We start from the raw sequence: 19,002 nt of genomic DNA, 5'->3' as shown, positions 1-19,002 counted from the left end.
AGTCTTAGAAGAAAACAAAAAGCAAGTACAGGGAATTACTAATACAAGCCACTTGACTTGTGACTTTATACATACACAAATTGTATTAGTTCTTCCACTTGTGAAGAACTAAAAGCGATGACTATACCAGTAATTTTGTAAGAGAAGCTTATGGTTGCCAATCCTGAAATTTGTCGAGCCAATGGAAAAAAATCTCGTGGGCCAGTTACACAAAAGGGCAAGTCGATTGCTTCTCAAAACTCTACACGACATGGGTTACTGTCGGTTAATCCACCGCTAGTAATGGGTGAAGATTTGGAGATATTTCAAGGCTTTGTACAGTCCTTAATTGACGAATATCAACCAACAACTGCTACGGAAAAACTTTTGGTGCAGCAAGTGGCAATGGGGTGGCTCAAGTTAAATCGACTTTGGCAGGCGGAGGCGGCGATCGCCAATCTCTCTATTTTAAGGGCTGAAATGAATTTTAAATTTCCCGATGCCTTGCAATCACTCATTGATTTGGGGAGCGATAGAAGTGGGGGTACAGAACTGAAAAGTTTGCAGGCACAGATTAGGGAAGAGGAGAAAAAATCCCTGGCTTTGCCGCAAGATACAGATAAATTAGCTCGATATGAGCGGCACATTTCAAGAGGTTTGAATCAAGCATTAGAGCATTTGGCAACCATCCGCCAGCAACGGCAGAATCAGGATTCTATGGGTTCGTATGGTTATAAAACTGTTCAGCTAGTTAAATAGCAAATTCAACAGTTCAGTTTTGGGTGTTTTATCTTCTTGCCTTTAATGCTGTGCAGGAATGAATAAGAAATTTCTAGTTTAAATTCCAAAGATAGGAGGGGCAGACACAACAGTCCGCATTAATTTCATCAGGCGATAAGCGTTCGCGCAGCGTCTCGTAGATAAGCTTATGCCTTCGGCGATCGCAACAGTACTCAAGTCCTGAAAACCGGATTTTACTATCCCAATCAATCCCACGATCGCGTTAATGGCTCAATTGGTATATCTGGCTCAATCTTAATCACGGTGATATTAGCATTCTCTACTACCGTATTTCCCATGATGGTATTGTGCATTGCCTCAAACTTCGATTCTTCCTCAGCAATGCGCTCGTAGTGCAAAATTACATGGTAATGCTTGGTAATTGGCTCTCCAGAGTTTGATCGCTCTACGGTGTCCCACGCTATATTTTGTCGTTCTTCTGCTATTTGGCGATATTCATGGGCTAGTTGTTCTAAGGTGATCGCGATCGCGTGTTCTTTGGTTTGACCGTAGCATTGTATGTTTTCTCTAGGAGAATTGCTCAGAGATGATGATAAGTGGCAAATATACTGTCCATTATCTTGAGGGAGGAGGGCGATCATAATAGTTCCAGTGATGTCCGGGTTCACGTCAGTCATAATTAACCGCGCTGAAGAATATTTATAGGATATGCTTACGGTTAAATTCTAAACTTAGATACAGCGCAGCTTGTTGTCAGGCATATTTTTGACTTGCGCGTTCCACCTGGAAATCGCTTAGAAAAGCTAGTTGGTGATAGAAGTAGGCAGTACAGTATTCGGATTAATGACCAATGGCGAATTTGCTTTGTTTGGACAGATGAAAACAATGCTTTGGAAGTTGAAATAGTCGATTACCACTAGGTATAAACTTCATTATGAATAACAACCGTTTGCCAAACATTCATCCAGGCGAAATCCTACAACTAGAATTTTTAGAACCGTTGAATATCACAGCCTATAGATTAAGCAAAGATATAGGTGTAGCTCAGACACGAATTAGTGAAATTTTGACTGGAAAGCGCAGTATTACGGCAGATACAGCTTTGCGTCTATCCCACTATTTTGGCAACACCGCCCAGTTTTGGTTAAATTTACAAGCACAGTATGATTTACGTCAAGCCCTTGAAGAAAATTCAGAAGTTTACAATCAAATTCATAAATTTATCTCTGATGATGTAGCCTAAAATTCATACAAATCATGAGATGATCGCTCTATTCGGCTATTTCATATTTACGTTTTTCGATTTCGGTGATCGGTAATAGTAGAGTTTCTTCGATTTCTTTGCGTACTTTTTCTCTGACTTGACAAACGCTATTAAGACAATCAATTAAAAGTTTATTAGCATCATAGTATTTCTGTAATAATTCCTTTTGCATTTTGTTTGGCCGCCAATTACTTCCCAAATAACGATGTTCTGTTAAGATGATTGCAAATTGTTGCCTCCAATCATCATTGTTAATTGCCCACCAATCATCAAGATAATCCCAACGAAAGCTTTGTTCTTGTCCAGGAGCATCTTTCGCCAGATAGAATTCAAATGGTGGCAATATATTAAAAATACTCTCATTGAAGTAAGGATTTGAGGCAATTATTGCCCAGTAAGCACTAGAAAAGCATGAAAACCCATACATTTCAAACCCTATTTTATCGTCTGGCTGCCAATCCTTATTAGCTAAAATAAATTTTGATAAATGGGAGTTAAAGTAGCCATCTGTAAAATTATTAACAATTAAAAAAACTGTAAATTCGTAAGTTGAATTATCAGGACGAGAAAAAAAACCATAAACAAGGTCATATAGTGATTGATATTCATAATTAAGATTTGAATCTAGCTTTGTGAAGAGATTTTCGATTGCATTGCTCTCTAAATTATGAATTAATGCAATGAAAAGAGCTTTTATAGCTGTTAGTTTATAGCTCTTTTTGATTGATTTAACTTTCTTTTCTAGCCAAATTAAAAAAAGACTTATACCTTTATCTATTTCTGTCAATTGATCAATCCAAAACTTCATTGCCAGTGATAAGGAATCTGCGCTCTTTAGTAATGAGAATATAATTAAAAATATTTCTCTCCATGATTTATCGGCACTTCTAATGACTAATCTTTCCCAATCTTGTTTATCGCAAAACCACTTTGCCACCAAATATTCTTGAAATGTCAGGTGTGAGAACGACCAAATTTTTTGTGTTCGCTCAATCAACAACCCATGCTGAGATGCGATCGCCTTCAAGACTGCTCGACTATCCCGCAGCCCAATTCCCAAAAACTCTGCTATGTAACCCTCAATTTCTACCTGCTCAAACAAAACATACTGCGGCTGCTCAAACTTTTTCACCGCCAGATAACTAAGTAACTCCAGCTTTCGTTCCGGTGATAAATCTCGGTAAATCTCATCTCTCTCAATTTCCCTTGACTTGTCCCACTGCTCTAGTAGTAGCTCTAACCCTTCCTCATAAAGCTTGGAACGCTTTGAGTAGAACTTGCCAGTTTGGTGAAACACGGCACAAGTCAAACTGAGCAAAATTGGTGTAATCGCTAAATCCCGTATCGGTTTATTCGCTTCCAGAAAAAGCTGATTTAGAAACTCCTGTGAATTTGCAAGTCCTGCTGAGTCATCCCCAATAACTGCCTTAAACCAATGCTCGGCAAATAATCTTACTTGGGCTTGATTAAAATCTGCTACTTCTACATAATCAAAACGCTCAAACCGCGATTCTTGGCTTTGCGTCCGACAAGTCACAATTACCTGTACCTGCGGATAAGAACGAGCAAACTGCTTAATTTGCTTGGTGATGTTTTTACCATCTTCCCCTGTTACTTCATCTAATCCATCTAGCAAAACCAATGCTCGACCTTGATGGAAAATTAAATTAATTTCTGTATTTGATAACTGCCAGGACTGCTCAAAATAACGCTCCAGCGAATGGGCAAATTTACGTCCATCCTCTACAAAATCTCGTAATTTAATCAAAGCTGGGATTCGATGTGCTTGTAAATTGCCAGCGTTGCATTCTGTAACTACTCGTTGCAAATAAGTGGTCTTCCCTGAACCTGGTTTACCCACCACCATGAGATTTGTATTTTTCGCCAGTACCTCTAGTCCTGAAACCCTTTGTCGCTCTTTACCTATGCCAATGCGATCCAAACTGCGATCGCCTGAATACCTCTCCATCCCAGTTGTAAAATCTTGCCACAGGTCATCGAGTTCTGACCTACGACTACTACTCAGTTCCTCTAGGATGTTCACATCGACAAACAAATCACCCAAAGGAACCCAGTGATCTACACCCCATAATGGCATCGTGCCATGTAATCGCTGAATATCATCATGAATGTGCGATCGCACTTGTTGCACCAGTTCATCAACCGACTGCTGGTGCTGCTCTTTATATGCAGCAAATTGACCAGTAGCTTTTAGTTCTTCACGGAGAGACCGAATTATTTCTCGAATTATTTCTGCATCTGCACCTTGGTAAATGCGATCGCCTACGTGAATTTCCTGTCCTTGTCCCAGGTTGACTGCATATTTCCCTTGCTGAGAGACAATTTGACCACCACTGAGCGATTGTCGCAGAAATGTTATGTCAGTTTCAGTCTGCTGTTTTTTGACGATGCGCTCAAGTATGGCGTTTAGTTCTTCAGGGGTGGTCATTTTGATTATGGTTCAGCAGTCAATTTTTAGTTGGGTTGAGATGGCGATCGCAACTAAGTAACTTTCTGTTAAACTAGCGACACATCGCTAATTTACTTTTTGAATAGCTTGAATTAAAGCTTTGATTGCTTGTTCATCCCAGGTTTGGTAGATACGTTGGCGAAGCCCACCGAAGGTATCGCCCATTATGGATGTCTCTACCTTCACCAATGTTGACGTTGTATTTATCTAGTTGCGATACGATTTGGCGATCGCCAATCAAAAGTAGCTGACGTAAAAATGATATATCCTCATCAGTTTGCTGTCCATTCTCAACTCGATCCAGAGTTTCTTGGATTTGTTTATGATGTGTCATTTAATACTTATGAACAATAGATTAGTAATTTGCTCAAAAATCGCGGTTAACTCTTGGGTGAAATATAAAATTGTAAATGTAGCCTGACAAGATTATCAAAGGATAATATCCGTGACACTCAAAGTGTTAGAAAAACAACTTCTTGCCCTCAGCCCTGATGAAAAAGTCCAGGCTATTCTGCGTTACCTGAAACCTTTGTAGAGACGTTGCCTGTAACGTCTCTACATTCATTGTCGAAGATGTCTATTTTAGATAATCATTGACTCCATTGAATTATATATGCTACGAAGACGTTCTAAAGCCCTGTTTCCACGCTTACGAAGTATGGCTTCATTTTTAACTTCCTTCCCTTTGGACAAGAGATATAGTTGAATTTCTTTCCATGATAAATTTTTAACATTTCTTAAAATTAAAATCTCGCGCTCATCTGGATTTAATTCTCCTAAAGCTATATGTAATTTTTTAAATGATTCATTGTCGTTTGTACTAATATTATTATTAAATTCTTGATCTATTCTCATTACATGAGATTCTTCAATAGGTGAAAATTTTATAAATTCTCGACTCTGTTTTCTAATAATGTCATAAGCTGTTACTCGAATCCAAGCAAGCGGATGCTCAATCTTTTCGCCTGCTGATAGAAGTCTAACTCCACGTATATATGCCTCATTTATTACTTCAGTCAAGCTATCATAATTACTTAGATTAAACTGAGCGAGTGAGCGATTAATGAAAGCTAATAGTGAATGGGCAGAAGAACTTTCTGAATTTAGTAATAGCTGAAATTCTCTATCAAACGCTTCACGATTAGAATCCAATATTTTATTTTGTTTCTTAATTCCTTTAAATGAATCGGCAAGCTTTGCGTAATCAGCACCTAAACACCTCAAAACCTGGGAAGTAACCATTGCAAAATGTCGAAGTTCATCAGAAATTTTTTTATTTCTAATTTTTTGTGGATTTCTCAATGCAGCAGCAAAAGTCTCCAGTGAAAAGCCTGCTTTTTTCGCTACATACTTCGATACCTCATCCACCACATTCAAAACATATTGGGAAGGCACAGAATCAACTAATAACTCCCGTACTCCATCCATGAATTCGTAGTGAACATAATCGGGATTGGTATCTGCGTTAATCTCAGATAATGGCTTTAATAATCCGCCTAAAAACACTTCAGCCACATGAACTTGTTGAGAGTCTTTTAACAGTGTTTCCCTAATCAATCGCACAATTGGCAGACTAATAACAGGTGCAGAAGCTAACAATCCCGCCAATTTTCGTGCCATTGGTGAAGCCGTTACCCGAAACGCCTGTACACGCTGTTCTGCACCCAAATTACTATGAGTAAGATTAAATAAACTACTTTCCCTATCAACAGGAGTTACATTTAACTTAAACACATATCCCAGTGTCCAAATACTGCCCTTACCCGACAACATTTGCGCCCAAGTAGCGACCTTATCTTGTTCTAAGGTAAATACAGGAACTTTAACCCCGGTTTCTTCTTCAAGTTCATCCCAGAATGACACTTCCTTGGCGATTAATTTCTGGTTACACGCTCCCGGAGTCAAAGCCCGCAACCGTACTTCTGAGGCTCTACCTAAAGCAGTTCTTTTCCACAGCCACTTAGGAAGCATCTGGACAATAGCCATTGACCCTTGCTTTACCCAGAGTTCTAATACAGGTGTAACCGCTCCATTGCGCCAGAGAGATGATACACAATCACTGACTACCAACACCAAACGCCGACCACTGGGGTCAATTAATTCCTTGGGACTGCGGAGAGTTTGATTTTTAGCTGCTGTACCAATACCCCGCCGAATCTGCACTTGTTCGTTTTCATCTGTAATTAGTCCCCAGACTCGCACATCTCGGAAAATTCCATAGTTTTTCAGCAGTTGTTCTAATTCTCTAATTGTATGTCTCCAAATTTGCATGGAGATGGCTTCATCAACTACTAACTCTAAATCTAACCAAGGTTCTACTGCGGGTTTGAGTACGGGTATCCAAAGTCCTTCATCCGCAATTCGTTGAATGGTGGCGGGTTCATCTAAAACTAATTCCCTCCCAGAAGGAACACGACGCATTAAGGGCTTTAACGCTCGTGCTAAGGTTAAAGGTTCGCGTAAAGAAGGAGCATCAGGGACTTTAAAGGACAAATCTGAGGATTTTGAAGCTCCTTGCCCATTTCGGGGATAAATACCTGCCTTTTGTTCCTCTGGTAACTGATTTGGTATTTCTTCTAACTCTGAAATTTCTGGCTTAGGTTTTGGCAATGTTCCCTGGTTTGACTGATTTTCCTGGTTGTTAGTTTCTCTTTCGTCTTCCGTTCTCAGGTTTAAATCAGAGGAGACTGACTCAGGTTGAAATTCCTGCATTTGAAGTGCCAGCCAAATCGTATCAGCAATTTCTGCGGCTGACATTTTTACTTCTTTACTCAATGCAGTAATTAACTGGTCAATCATCTGTCCTCCGCACTGGTTAAGTATTTCAGCAACACTGAAATCAAGTCTTTTTCTTCTGCTGGTGCTGGCTTAAACTCACAAGTGACTAAATAAATGGCATTTAACAATTGATCTGTGGCTATATCCCCACCTTCTCGTAATGTTCTAAATTTTGCAATTAATCCATTGATTTTTTCTTCATCTTTCGTTATCACATTGCTGCCTAAATGTGCCTTGATAATATCCTTTAAGGCAGTTGCATCAGGTTCATAAGGCATATTTAACCTTAAACAACGCCTCAAAAATGCTGGTGGAAAATCTCGCTCACCGTTATTAGTTAACAGAATAAAAGGGAAATTTTGACAGCGCACTCGACCTGCTTTAATAGGGACATCCATTCCATCATAGGTGCGAACTTCTACCTGATTCACCTCTTTGGAAATCCGCGCTAATTCTGGAATTTCAAATTCCCCTTCTTCAAACAAGTTGAGTAAATCATTAGGTAAGTTAATATCGCTTTTGTCTATTTCATCAATCAGCAACACACGCGGACGACGGGAAGGAAGCAGGGCTGTACCTAGTGGGCTTAGTTGAATGTAGCGACCAATATCCTTACTTTTATCGCCCATCTGCACATCTTGCAGACGGGCGATCGCATCATAACGATATAATCCTTCCTGTAAGGTAGAACGAGCAGTGATATACCAAGGTAACACCGCCCCCAGTTTTAGTTCATACGCCACAGCATAAGCCAAAGACGTTTTACCTGTTCCTGGTTTTCCTGTTACTAACAAAGGTCGTCTTAAATACAGGGCTGCATTTACCATATTAATAACAGTATTTCTGTCATTACTTTTATCGGTGTGGATACGGAAACTTTTACCCCGTTGTTCGTTCCTCTTATCCACTTCCAAACCCTCAGAAAATTTTTGCCAGCGTTGCTCAATTTCATTTACTAATTCATCATCTGCGCCCAGAAATTTACGCCAACTTGGCGGCGGGGGAAGTTGATTAATATTATCGTGTGGGTTACTATTACCTTGAAAAATTTTCCAATCAGTCATTTTATTGATTTCAACTCCCTGTTATTGTCCTGGGGTAGTTAATTGAAGCATGACATTAGGTGTAAGACGATGAGGATCTTCCCAAAGCAGCGCTAAATGAAAACCTAAATGTTCCTCCGTTTGAGCATCAGCTTGTTCTCTTTTTTGTCTGACTGATTCACACAAATGACATAGTGGTTTAAAACTTAAGACTTCATCTATTGCTGTTACTTGATCGAGATTAGGAATATCATATCTTGTCCAAATCATAATCGGTGTTGTTGCGGTTAAGATAGCTTTAAATAAATCCTTAATTTTGGCTTTGGGAGGAGCGCAAGTTACCTTCAGCCCTATTTTGTTCTGTAAATTATTTTTTAATAATTTAAAATTAAAATTATCCATTTGCTTTAGATGTTCAAATAATTCTTGAACCGCTTCATTGTGTAAAACATCTTTAACCTTATCCCAATATTTGTACCAATCAGATAAATAATAATCTAAATAATCAAGATTTAAACGTTCTAGAGATCGCAGTCGAATTGGATACTTAATCCCCAAAGTTATTTCCTCTAAGATTGGGTCAGAAATTTTCCAACGGTCTACTTCTGTACCAATCAAATCACTTGGTAAGAATACCTCAATAATTAGCTGATATTGTTTACCTCTAAGATGTCTGAGGCTTGTTTTTAAGAATTTGTTGATCTGTTGTGGAATATCATTAAATTTACATAATATTCCTAGTTGTTGTTCATCTTTATCTAATAGAGATATAAATTTAGAGAGGTCGTTTACTGGTAAGGAATCATCAATAATTAACCAAGCATTCATTAAAAATTGCTCATTATCATCATCGCAACGCTCAAGAGTAGCAATTAAATAAGATTCCAGTTGCCCTTTTGGATTAGACGAAAAATTTGTAGGTGGTTTAGTTTTATCACCTGAATGCTTTTTTGCTGCTAATTCTTCAGCTAAACTAATTAAATTATTACGAATCTCTTGAGGAATAGTTTCATCTTGGCTTAACTGCTTCACAAACTCCAATGATTTTCTAAATTCCTCAATTACCTTTAATATTTGTGTGATGTCGTTTTCCTCTAGATTCCACACACTAGCATCAGGAGGTAAAGCGTCTTGATACGCTTGTTGAATACTTTCTTGAGGAATACCAGAAAAATATGATTTATTTAATAAACTTTGAGAATCATTGCCAAGATTACTATCTTTAGCCAGTAGTTGAATAATTGTACAGTTTTCGTAAGTAATACGTTTATCAATATCTCTAGCGGCTGCATCGCCACCCTGAGTATTTTGATAGATACCACTTGCTTCTTGAATAGCTTTAACTAAGGCTTCCATCGCTTCTTTATCCAACTGTTGATAAATGCGATCGCCTATATGTATATCTTTCCCTTCGCCAATATTGACGTTATATTGACCAAGCTGTGATACAACTTGGCTAACGTCAGCCAGAAGTTGCTGATGTAAAAACTTTATATCCTCGTCGGTTTGTTGCCCTTTTTCAATCCGATGCAGAATTTGTTTGAGGTATTCACTAGGAGCCATTTGATAACCTGGTTTAAATGGATGGCGATCGCAGCTAAGTGGCTTTTTTATTTTACATTTATAGTAATTCTGCGAGAATTCGCCTAAGTTTGCGCTCTTTGCCAGATTATCATTGATCCTGCCTTGCTTGCTGTCACAAGAACTTGACCATCTGAACTAATAGCAAGGGAATTAATTGGGCTAGTATGCGCCTTACTCCTAGTTTGCAGTAATGTTCCGGTTTTGATATTCCAGATCCGAATGCTTCCTCCGAAATAGATTCTGGTTTTACCAAACCCAAATTTATTACCTTCGCTACCACTGACGATGATTTGACTGTTTGGACAGAATGCAATTGCATTGATTGGTGTATTTCCTTCTTCCTCAGATCCCCCTTCCTGATTCAATGTCTGAAGCAAAGCACCTGTTTGTAAATTCCAGATTTTGATGATTTTATCGGAACTGCCAGTGGCAAACATTTTTCCATCTTGGCTAAGGGCAAGGCAGTTGATTGATCTTTCATGCCCATTTAGCAAAGTATTCAACAGTTCTCGTGTCAGTAAATTCCAAATCTTAATTGTACCTTGGTCGTCGCCACTGATGAGAGTTTGGCTATCAAAAGCGATTTTTACCACATTAATCTGGGCTTCCTGTTTAGGAGTTAGATACAATCTTTCAAGAGGATTAATGTTCCATATCTGAATAGTTTTGTTGGCACTGCCTGTAGCAAATGTTTTACCATCTGGACTGATTGCGATGCTGTGAATCAATCTTTTATGTATTTTAGGCAGGGTTGTGATCAAATCTCCTGTTTGTAAATTCCAAATCTGAACATTACCCTCTTTATCCCCACTAACCAGGGTTTGGTTATTATTAGCAATAGCTACGCACAAAAGCTCATCCTTCTGTTTGGGAAGCGTTGAAAGTAACTTTGGCGGATTGAGATTCCAAACTTTAATAGTTTTGTCATCACTGGTACTGATTAGTGTCTTACTGTCTGAAGTGATCGCAACCGCATTGATAGAATCTGTATGTCCTCTCAAGGTATGACGATATTGCCAGAAAACTGGCTTTGATTGTTTCACAGAGAGTTGAATTTCCTGCAATATGGCTTGCAGAGCTTCTTTGATTGTTTCGGCATCAGCACCTTGGTAAATACGATCGCCTATATGTATTTCTTTACCTTCACCAATATTGACGTTATATCTACCTAGTTGTGATGCAATTTGCAGATTGTCTGCCGAGAGCGATCGCCTCAGTTGGGCAATATCCTCCTCAGTTTGGCTGCCACTGAGGATGCGGTCAAGAATCTCACTCAGATGCTCGCGGTTAGCCACACTTTTCCTTAGTTGGTAAATTGAGAAAATTTTAGTTTTTTTAGACTTTTCTGAGCTACATTTTGACAAATAACTTTAAATTTTATTGTTACAACAAGGTATAAGTGTTAGCTTATGGTCTATATAGATAATTTAAGAATATCTACGCCAAAGTTTGATATTACCGCCTTCGCTACCAGTGGCAAATTTTTGGCTATCTGAACTAATAGCAAGACAATTGATAGAGCTTAGATGAACTTCTAGGAGAGTGTGCAGTAGTTCTTGTGTTGCTAAATCCCAAAATTTGACTACGCCGCCTTCACTACCACTGATGAGAGTATGACTATCGGGATAAATCGCTAGACATTTAATTGGGGTTTTTCCTCTGTCTAGTGTGTGTAGTAATTCTATTTGTTTAGCGGAATTTATAGCCCAGATTTTAATGGTTTTATCGGAACTACCAGTGATAAATGTTTGACCATTAGGAGTAAATACTACTGTATTGATTGAACTTTCATGAGCTTGTGCAAGGGAATAGATTAATTTTCCTGTTGTTAAGTTCCACGTTTTAATTGTGCCTGCTTCACTAGCAGTTATCAGGGTTTGTTTATCTGGGCTAATGCTAATTGCTTTGATGGGGGTTGTTCCTGCGGGTAAGTTGTGAATTATATCTTTAGTAAATAAATCTATGACCTTGAGGGTTCTATCAGAGCTACAGATAACAACAGTTTGACAATCAGGATTGATGGCAACACAGTTAATTGCTCCTTCATGTAATTTTATGGGATTGCCAACTAATTCTCTAGTTTGCAAATTCCAAATTCTGACTGTTCCTCCCTGACTACCAGCTACAATAGTATTGCCATCTGCACTAATAGCCAAGGATAAAACAGCAGTTTGACTGGGGGGAGAACTGTAGAGTAATTGCAGAGTTCTCAAGTCCCAAATCTTGAGTGTTTTGTCATTGCTGCCACTTACCAATGTTTGCCCATTAGGACTAATTGCTAAAGCGTTGATTGCACCCGAATGACTTTTGAAGGTGTGCAAGTATTTCCATTTTTGCAATTGTCTATCTGCTCCTCGGCGGGGGAGTTCAAATTCTTCTAATACAGATTGAATAATTGTTTTAATAGTGTCTGCATCAGTGCCTTGGTAAATGCGATCGCCTATATGAACATCTCCCCCAGTTATCTGCCCAATATTGGTGTTGAACTTGCCCGTTTGGGTTACTGACTGTACTACACCGTCAGCTATTTTGAGCGATCGCCGCAGTTCTTCAATATCCGCCTCAGTCCGATTACCCTTCAGGATGCGATCAATAATTTCACTGAGATGATCTTGATTATCCACACTATTTCTGATCCTTAGTCACTGAGTTAAAAATATTTTAGGCTTTTTCGTCTTTATTGGCTAATTTGCGCCAAAATACAAAAATTAAGACCTAAATTGCCAATACTGTGTAATTGCTGCTGATAGCACTATGAGCTTGATTCATCGGCTTTGCGGGCTACTTGTGTGACAACATTCCGAGTAGCTTCTGCACCAAAACCCAATGCTAACAAAGCAAAATAATCACCCCAACCATTAGCCCCAAAAGTTGGCTTAGTCCAATACAACTGGTTAAAACCACTACCAGCCAGCACAGTAAAGGAAATCAGATAACTGGAGAGATAAAACAATTTCAACCGCCCATTAGCAGTTTGCCATAAGCTGGCGATCGCCTTTCCTGTTTTATTCAAAAATGGAACTTGTGAAGGCTCATTCTCCGATACTGACGGGGCTTGAATAACCATACCTGCTTCAGAACTACCATCAATACCTTTTTCTACATCAAAAACCTGAATTTCTAACACCCTTACTTTTTCAATACTGGTATTAATTTCAGATTGTAAAGTCTGTATCTCAGTTTCTTGAGCAGGCAATAGCGTATGCAATCTCTGCTTTAATTCAGATGCTTTATCTTCCCATTCATAGCGTTGGTTAATATCTTCTAACCCTGCTGTTAAGTTTTTTAGTTTTTCTAGCTGTGTTTTTAACTGAATATAAGTATTAATTTGTTGAGATATTTTATCTAGGACTTGTTGCAGTTCATTTGCTGTTGAGAGAACAGGAGCATTTTGCAAAGCTTGTTCTAAATCTCGGTCTATAACTTGAAGATAGAGAGCAGATGTATCTTTTTTTAAGTCCTCTCGGTCAAGGCGGTCATGGAGTTTATCATAATAGCGAAACAGAATCTGCCAATCAGGACGTTGCTTTAGCCATTTATGCCAAACTTCCTTCACATTATTAACTGCTGTTTGAGCCTCAACAATTTGTTTGGCATCGCGTGCTTGTTTGGCAATATTAAGAGATATATCAGCGCGTGACCAGAATGAGCGTGACTCTACCTTATCCGCAGCAATTTGGGTACGCAAATTCTCTAAGTTAACTGTTACCTCATCACTTAACTTCCCTTGACTACTATAGGCAGAAACCGCCATACCAATGATGATTCCCAACACTAATACAGTCAGAGGTAATGGCCAAGGATCTTTGAGCCTGACAATCACAGGAATAGTTTTTTCACCAGCCTCATAGGTTAATACTATTTCACCTGTAAATTCTCCACTAGAAGAATTTTGCAAATCAAACTGGATTGGTAAAATAATCAGTTCTTGAGGATTAATTTGAGTAGGTGGTGAAGTAAGTTTAATTGCCTGCGCTGGTAAAACAGAGCTATTATCAGCACTCAATAAATCAGAAGTAACTACTTTTAAAGGATTTATTTTCTCGTTATTCCGCAGTGTAATCGTGCGGGTGATACTGTCTCCCTTTGTTGCATTGACTGTAATTGTTTTAGGATTAGTTATAACCTCTGCTTGAGCCAAAGCTGGAAATTTCATCACAAGAACTAATGATAAAAATATAATTTTTTTAATATCGAAATGCCTAATTTTCATACCTAAAGATAGATGCTAAATTATAACCATACTACCTAATACCTAATCAAAAGTGAACGCACTATTTAGCCAAGGTCATGCCTGTATTGTTGGGGTTGGTGGTGATTTACCCAACACCGTAGATGATGCTGTCGGTTTTGCCGATATTCTTAAAGACGCGGAACGCTGCGCCTATCCACCTGAACAGGTGCATTTGTTGACTAAAGAACAGGCAAACCGAGAGGGAATCCTTGCAGCTTTAGACCAATTAGCTCAATCAACTACATCTGATTCCACGGTAATTGTCTATTTCTCTGGGCATGGCTATCAAGTCAATAGTCCCATAGGGGAAGTATATTACTTGATGCCTTTTGGCTATGACCAGACCAAACTACATAAAACAGCGATTAGTGGTACAGAATTTATCACCAAGCTACAGGCAATTTCTGCCAAAAAGCTGTTAGTATTACTGGACTGTTGCCATGCTGGTGGCTTAGGAGATACATCAAAGTTAGGGTATGAAGCCGAAAAAGCACCCCTTCCGCCAGAGGCTCAAGCTTTGTTTAATCAAGGTAAAGGACGAGTAGCGATCGCCTCCTCCCAAGCCGATGAAAAATCTCTGGCTGGTAGACCCTATAGTGCTTTTACACTGGCATTAATTGAAGCCTTAGCAGGTAAAGGAGTCTCGCAAAAAGATGGTTATGTGCGGGTTGCAGATTTAGCAATGTATGCGCGTGAAGTAGTACCGAGAAGAACACGCGATCGTCAACATCCCATTTTAAATTTTGAGCAAGCTGATAATTTTATCCTGGCATACTACGCAGGTGGTGAAACTGAGCCTAAAGGATTACCATTTGAAGGTGAACCGGAGATTGAACCTGAACCTGGGGCGTTTAATCAACAAGGTACTAATAACCAAATCATCCAAAATGTAAATCAGCGTGGAAAATATAACATCAACATTGGTCAAGCTCATGGCTTGCGGATTGGAGATGGTAATTAATACAAGAGTTTTTGAAGTGGATGATTGTAGTTGCGATCGCCTAGTTTTCTCAAGTGTATGTGGATGCGATCGTCTTACACCCATACACAATATCAATAATTAATATGTATGATCGAATACCTTTAGCTAAAAAATATCCAAAATTTCTATAAAATCAATCTTTAGAAATACTTTTATTAGACCGCATCAAATTTACAAAAAATTTATTAAAAAAATTAGTAGATTTACTGTGACTGTGCAAAATTACAGCATTTTTGCCTAAATACTATTGCTACAGTAAATACAGAGTTGCTGTCAGATAATTATTAAGTTATGCCCACCTCCGATGAGCTACTAGCTATCCTGGAACGTATTGCTGAAGGTCAGCATACCCGTGACGATTTGGTAGTTTTGCGTCAAGTATTAATTGTTAGTAAGACTGACCAGAATGTTTTGCAGATTGGTAAGTATACAGTCAACATTGGGCAAGGAACAAATATTCGCATTGGAGACAACATAACTTACCAGGGAGCTAACGCTGAAACAGTTCAAGCAGTTTTACGGTCTTTACTTCAAGAAATAGGGATAGTTCGTCAACCTGCACTGCAAGCACCACTGAGTCAGGAAGAGCAGAAAAATATAGTTTTGGAATTTTTGCAAGTAACTGAAGAAAATTGTAAATACGTTAGACTTTTTCATACTCGACAGCAAATAGTTTTAAAAAATCAGTATATTCCTATTCAAGTCACCCTTGAAAAGAGGGAAACAAATACACTGGATTTAGAATCGGAAACAGACCTCAAACACATTTATGCTTTAAAAGGTTTTAGTGAGGACTCAGTAAAAACTACTGTTAGTTGGGAAGATGCCAAAAAAGAAATAAGAAAAGAGGCTAAACAAAAAAATTATAAAATAATGGTTTTGGCTGACCCAGGAATGGGCAAGTCTACTTTATTAAGAATGGAGTCAGGAGTAATATCTCGAAGTGAGAAACAAAAACTGTTAGAAAATCAAATAAATGTAGAAGATGTTGTTTTACCAATATTTGTGAGATTATCTGATTTCACAGAAGATTCGTCCGAAATTATTAATATTATCCCAGGTATTATTCAGAGAGATTATCCACATAAGATAGCAGATAAAATTAAGCAAATTTTAAAAGAAAAATTAGTTCATGGTAAATGTATTTTGCTATTGGATGCTTTAGATGAAGTACCAAACGAACATCGGCTCAATTTAAGAGAAAAACTTAACCGATTTATACGCGATTATCCCTGTTCAATTATCAGCACCTCTCGAATTGTAGGTTATAGTGGCAATTTTATTGAAGATGCTAAGGTAGTTGAAATTGTCCCATTTAGCAAAAAACAAACAGACGAGTATATTGAAACTTGGTTTGCTAATGCTGCTGATTACATTGAGGATGATTCAATTTCAGCTAAGGGACTAGTTGCCGAACTTAACCGAAAACCTCAATTTATTGGATTAGCCCAAAATCCCCTACTCTTATCATTGCTTTGTAGTCTTTATCAAGAAAAAGGTCTGACACTTCCTGCACGGCGTACTCAGGTTTATGAAAAAACTGTGGATTGTATGTTGAGGCAATGGAGTCGAAACAGGAAGCCTCTTTCAGAGGGGGAGATAGAAGCTAAACGCCAATTACTCGAAGAACTTGCTTATCATTTTTCATGTTCTGACCAAGAGGTTTTTTCTAGCTCTGAACTATTTCATCAAATTAAAAAATATTACAAGGGTCAAGAAGATAAATTAATTACTACAGCAATGATGGAGCTAACAGAAGAATATGGCATCCTGCAAAAATTGGACAGAGACGGTAATGAATATTTATTTCTACACCGGACTTTTCAGGAATATTTCACAGCTTCTTATTTAAACCGAGCTATTAAGGAAAATCAAAGAAATGGTCTAGCTTTAGCCAAAAGACTCTTTTGGCAGTATGACTGGCATGAAACTTTGATTTTACTAATAGGATTGATGGAAAATCCAGTTTCTTTACTTCAAACTATCATTAATGAAAAAGACGATATTTTCCAAACTTTGTTACTATTATCAGGTCGATGTATTTTGGAAATTCCAAATATTCATCATCCCGTAATTACAAACATAGTTGACAAAATCTATAAATTTTGGAAACGTTACCCATTTATTGAGTTTATAGAATCAAGTGTTATAGCAATAGGGAAAAGTAATTCACAGATGTGTTGCGAGTTACAAAAAGCCCTAAACGACTCAAGTATTGAGGTGACACACAAAGCAGCAAAGGTATTGGGGCAGATTGGTAATACTCAAGCGGTAGACGCTTTAATTACCGTCCTCCTCAATGACTCATATAGTCCATTTAGAAGCAGTGCAGCAAAAGCGTTGGGGATGATTGGCAGTCCCCAGGCAGTAGAGAACTTAATTGCTGCTGTCCTCAATGACTCTGATCGTGGAGTGAAAAACAGTGCAGCAGAGGCGTTAGGGAAGATTGGCAATCCTCAAGTGGTAGACGCTCTAATTACTATTCTTAATGACTCGCGTGTTTGGGTGAGAAGGAATGCTGTACAGGCGTTGGGGAAGATTGGCAATACTCAAGCAGTCGATTGCTTAATTGCCGCTGTTTTTAACGACTCAAGTAGTGAGGTGAGAAGCAGTGCAGCAGAGGCTTTAGGGGAGATTGGCAATGCTCAGGCGGTAGATTGCTTAATTGCTCTCCTCAATAACTCTGGTTTTTGCAGTTCCGAGGGAGGTATAGCAGCAAAGGCGTTGGGGAAGATTGGCAATGCACAAGCGGTAGATGGCTTAATTGCTTTCCTCAATAATTCAGATAGTTATGAGAGAAAGAATGCAGTAGAGGCGTTGAAGATGATTGGCAATGCCCAGGCAGTAGATGGCTTAATCGCTGCCCTCAAAAATTCACACAGTTATGTGAGAAAGGATGCAGCACTGGCGTTGGGAAGGATTGGCAATTCCCAAGCGGTAGATAGCTTAATCGCTGCCCTTAACGACTCAGATAGTAATGTGAGAAGCAGTGCTATATGGGCGTTGGGGAAGATTGGCAATGACAAAGCGGTCGATTGCTTAATTACTATTCTTAATGACTCACGAATTTGGGTGAGAAGCAGTGCAGCAGAGGCTTTAGGGGAGATTGGCAATGCACAAGCGGTAGATAGCTTAATCGCTGCCTTCAACGACTCAGATATTAAAGTGAGAGTGACAGCAGCAGAGGCATTGGGGAAGATTGGTAATGCCCAAGCGATAGATTACTTAATAGCTACCCTCCACCACTCAGATAATGAAGTGATACGGCAAGCAGCAGGGGCATTAGGGAATATTGGTAATACCCAAGCATTAAATGGTTTAATAACTGGCATCAATCACCCAGATTTTTGGGTAAGAACCAGAGCAGCAGAGGTGTTGGCGAAGATTGGTAACGCCCAAGCGGTAGAAATCTCAATCGCTGCCCTCAATGACTCCGATGATTGGGTGAGAGGCTGTGCAGCAAGCGCGTTAGAGGAAATTGGTAATGCTCAAGCGATAGATGGCTTAATCACTGGCCTCAACCACCCAGATAGTTTTGTAAAAAACACAGCAGCAAAGGCGTTGGGGAAGATTGGCAACTCAGAAACTTTAGTAAAGATAATAGAACTTCCTGAAATTGATATTTATGACCCTGCAATTTTTTCTTTAGCAAGAATGCTGGCTATTAGATTCAGTAAGCAAAGATTATCCTGTATTCCTGTTTACCCTGAGAAAATTAAATACTCACCAATAATTGCAACTACTAAGCTTCTCGAAAGAGGTATTCCTTACTCTATCAGTATGCTGAAAGATCAATCACTAGCAATGTCGCAACAAATGAAATCACTCCGCCGTTTTTCATTGTCAATTGTAAGTAGTATTAATGACTTGAGGGGTCGATAATTCATTGTTTTTGGTTTACTAGCTATAGGCGGCGATCGCCCAACT

General features: G+C 38.8%; 14 protein-coding genes. 5 read left to right on the top strand and 9 right to left on the bottom strand.

Annotated features, from left to right (window positions below; translation table 11 throughout):
- Nucleotides 1-150 precede the first annotated feature (150 nt).
- Nucleotides 151-738, top strand: coding sequence for a hypothetical protein (locus H6G18_RS05650; RefSeq protein ID WP_190406109.1), 588 nt, complete (start codon nt 151-153; stop codon nt 736-738).
- 227 nt (nt 739-965) lie between these two features.
- Here H6G18_RS05650 and H6G18_RS05645 read toward each other — a convergent pair whose 3' ends face one another.
- Nucleotides 966-1,397, bottom strand: a complete 432-nt coding sequence (locus tag H6G18_RS05645) for a hypothetical protein (protein WP_190406108.1) — start codon at nt 1,395-1,397, stop codon at nt 966-968.
- Between the two features lie 45 nt (nt 1,398-1,442).
- On the opposite strand from H6G18_RS05645, the gene H6G18_RS05640 reads away from it, so the two are divergent.
- Nucleotides 1,443-1,640 (top strand): type II toxin-antitoxin system RelE/ParE family toxin, encoded by a 198-nt coding sequence (locus tag H6G18_RS05640; protein WP_313954419.1) that lies wholly within the window; start codon nt 1,443-1,445, stop codon nt 1,638-1,640.
- A 14-nt stretch (nt 1,641-1,654) separates the two neighbouring features.
- Nucleotides 1,655-1,963: a HigA family addiction module antitoxin gene (locus H6G18_RS05635; protein ID WP_190406107.1), complete on the top strand. Its 309-nt coding sequence runs from the start codon at nt 1,655-1,657 to the stop codon at nt 1,961-1,963.
- A 28-nt stretch (nt 1,964-1,991) separates the two neighbouring features.
- Here the strand turns inward: H6G18_RS05635 and H6G18_RS05630 are convergent, their stop codons facing one another.
- From H6G18_RS05630 to H6G18_RS05595, 8 genes are all read right to left on the bottom strand, one after another.
- Complete coding sequence (locus H6G18_RS05630) at nt 1,992-4,433, bottom strand: NACHT C-terminal helical domain 2-containing protein (RefSeq protein ID WP_190406106.1); 2,442 nt, start codon at nt 4,431-4,433, stop codon at nt 1,992-1,994.
- Nucleotides 4,434-4,566: 133 nt separating this feature from the next.
- Nucleotides 4,567-4,788 (bottom strand): hypothetical protein, encoded by a 222-nt coding sequence (locus H6G18_RS05625; RefSeq protein ID WP_190406105.1) that lies wholly within the window; start codon nt 4,786-4,788, stop codon nt 4,567-4,569.
- 248 nt (nt 4,789-5,036) lie between these two features.
- Complete coding sequence (locus tag H6G18_RS05620) at nt 5,037-7,253, bottom strand: sigma-70 family RNA polymerase sigma factor (RefSeq protein ID WP_190406104.1); 2,217 nt, start codon at nt 7,251-7,253, stop codon at nt 5,037-5,039.
- Nucleotides 7,250-8,296 (bottom strand): AAA family ATPase, encoded by a 1,047-nt coding sequence (locus tag H6G18_RS05615; RefSeq protein ID WP_190406103.1) that lies wholly within the window; start codon nt 8,294-8,296, stop codon nt 7,250-7,252. Before H6G18_RS05615 ends, H6G18_RS05620 begins: the two co-directional genes overlap by 4 nt.
- A gap of 21 nt (nt 8,297-8,317) precedes the next feature.
- Nucleotides 8,318-9,838 (bottom strand): VMAP-C domain-containing protein, encoded by a 1,521-nt coding sequence (locus H6G18_RS05610; protein WP_190406102.1) that lies wholly within the window; start codon nt 9,836-9,838, stop codon nt 8,318-8,320.
- Nucleotides 9,839-9,921: 83 nt separating this feature from the next.
- Nucleotides 9,922-11,154 carry a WD40 repeat domain-containing protein gene (locus H6G18_RS05605; protein WP_190406101.1) on the bottom strand — a complete coding sequence of 411 codons (1,233 nt, stop codon included), beginning with the start codon at nt 11,152-11,154 and terminating at the stop codon, nt 9,922-9,924.
- A 132-nt stretch (nt 11,155-11,286) separates the two neighbouring features.
- Entirely contained in the window at nt 11,287-12,483 is a 1,197-nt protein-coding gene (locus H6G18_RS25175; RefSeq protein WP_190406100.1) for a beta-propeller domain-containing protein, read from the bottom strand.
- Nucleotides 12,484-12,611: 128 nt separating this feature from the next.
- Entirely contained in the window at nt 12,612-14,018 is a 1,407-nt protein-coding gene (locus tag H6G18_RS05595; RefSeq protein ID WP_190406099.1) for a hypothetical protein, read from the bottom strand.
- A gap of 106 nt (nt 14,019-14,124) precedes the next feature.
- On the opposite strand from H6G18_RS05595, the gene H6G18_RS05590 reads away from it, so the two are divergent.
- Both H6G18_RS05590 and H6G18_RS05585 read left to right on the top strand, forming a co-directional pair.
- Nucleotides 14,125-15,054, top strand: coding sequence for a caspase family protein (locus tag H6G18_RS05590; RefSeq protein ID WP_190406098.1), 930 nt, complete (start codon nt 14,125-14,127; stop codon nt 15,052-15,054).
- Between the two features lie 312 nt (nt 15,055-15,366).
- The gene (locus tag H6G18_RS05585) at nt 15,367-18,957 is read left to right on the top strand and encodes a HEAT repeat domain-containing protein (protein ID WP_190406097.1); all 3,591 of its coding nucleotides are present in this window, start codon (nt 15,367-15,369) and stop codon (nt 18,955-18,957) included.
- Nucleotides 18,958-19,002 lie beyond the last annotated feature (45 nt).

The organism is Anabaena subtropica FACHB-260, assembly GCF_014697105.1.
In the GTDB taxonomy this organism is placed as follows: domain Bacteria; phylum Cyanobacteriota; class Cyanobacteriia; order Cyanobacteriales; family Nostocaceae; genus Trichormus; species Trichormus subtropicus.
The sequence above is the reverse complement of the archived record's forward strand: the minus strand, read 5'-3'. Positions and strand labels throughout refer to the sequence as shown.